Source organism: Streptomyces sp. NPDC060205 (assembly GCF_042728395.1).
Taxonomy (GTDB): domain Bacteria; phylum Actinomycetota; class Actinomycetes; order Streptomycetales; family Streptomycetaceae; genus Streptomyces.
In genome coordinates this window covers 1-1083 of the sequence record NZ_JBHWZP010000656.1, presented here as the reverse complement: position 1 = coordinate 1083, position 1083 = coordinate 1, and the positions used below count along the sequence as shown (strand labels likewise).

The following is a 1083-nucleotide window of genomic DNA, read 5'->3' as shown; positions in this document are numbered from 1 at the left end:
GCCGTTCGCACGTCCGGGAGCGCACGGAACGAGGCCGTTCTTTTCCCGCGCGCGGCGTATTGATTTCCGCCTGCCCCCGGCCGCTTCAGCGCGCACGGAAATGACGTGCTCCACAATTCCGGGCACGCGGAAGAAAAGGGCACCGGAAATAGGGCCCCACCGAATATCTCTCTTTGTATACGGCGCTTCTGTTAATGACGCAGGCCCGCTGTGTTTACGGGATGTTGCGAAGTCCTCACACGCTCGGCGCGCTCCCCGCCTGGAAAGCGCAGCCGGTGCGCCGACATCGCCCGTTCCGTGTGCAGCGCGGTGATCGCCCTGGCCCGGTCGCTGTCACCGCGGGCCACGGCGTCCACGATGGCCCCGTGCTCGGTCCAGGACTCGGCAGGGTGCGCGGACGCCTCGACGGAGTACATCCAGGCGATCTTGTGCCGCAGCTGGCCGAGCGTCGAGGTCAGCGCCGGACTGCCCGAGGACTGCGCGAGCGTCTCGTGGAACCAGCCGCCGAGCGAGCGCAGATCCTCGCTGTTGCCGCGCCTGGCCCGCTCCTGGCCGAGCCTGACCAGGCCGCGCAGCACCTTGAGATGGGCCTCCGTGCGCCGCTGGGCGGCACGGGCGGCGCCCAGGGGCTCCAGCAGGACGCGCATCTCCAGGAGGTCGGCGGCCTCCTGCTCCGTGGGTTCCGCGACGCACGCGCCCGCGTGCCGGCGGGTGACCACGAAGCCCTCCGCCTCCAGGGTGCGCAGCGCCTCGCGCACGGGGACCCGCGAGACGCCGTAGCGGCGCGCGAGCAGTTCTTCGGTGAGCCGGCTGCCGCGCTCGTAGACACCCGCGACGATGTCGTCCCGGATCGCCGTGCATACCGAGCGCGCGGGAATACGCATGACCGGACCTCCGCCTTAATCCCCGCGAAACGCGGTCGATTGACGCTTGTTCGGTGACTCTATTGCAGAGAACGGGAAATTCCGAAGGCAGCCGGGAATCCATGGATATTTTTTGGACACACCGCGCTTCTGAACAGGCAGTCGTCCGGTACGAAAGTGACCCGAAGCCGTCCGAACGCGCGCGGGCCCCGGCTCGGTG

At 68.7% G+C, this 1083-nt stretch carries 1 protein-coding gene; it reads right to left on the bottom strand.

Annotation, left to right across the window (positions count from 1 at the left end; genetic code table 11):
* Positions 1-191: 191 nt before the first annotated feature.
* A complete protein-coding gene (locus ACFWGJ_RS43805) occupies positions 192-884 on the bottom strand; it encodes a GntR family transcriptional regulator (RefSeq protein ID WP_387334565.1) in 693 nt (230 codons plus the stop codon).
* Positions 885-1083 lie beyond the last annotated feature (199 nt).

Coding starts and splice junctions, on each gene's coding strand:
- ACFWGJ_RS43805 (WP_387334565.1), bottom strand. CDS start 884: ATGCGTATTCCCGCGCGCTCGGTATGCACGGCGATCCGGGACGACATC.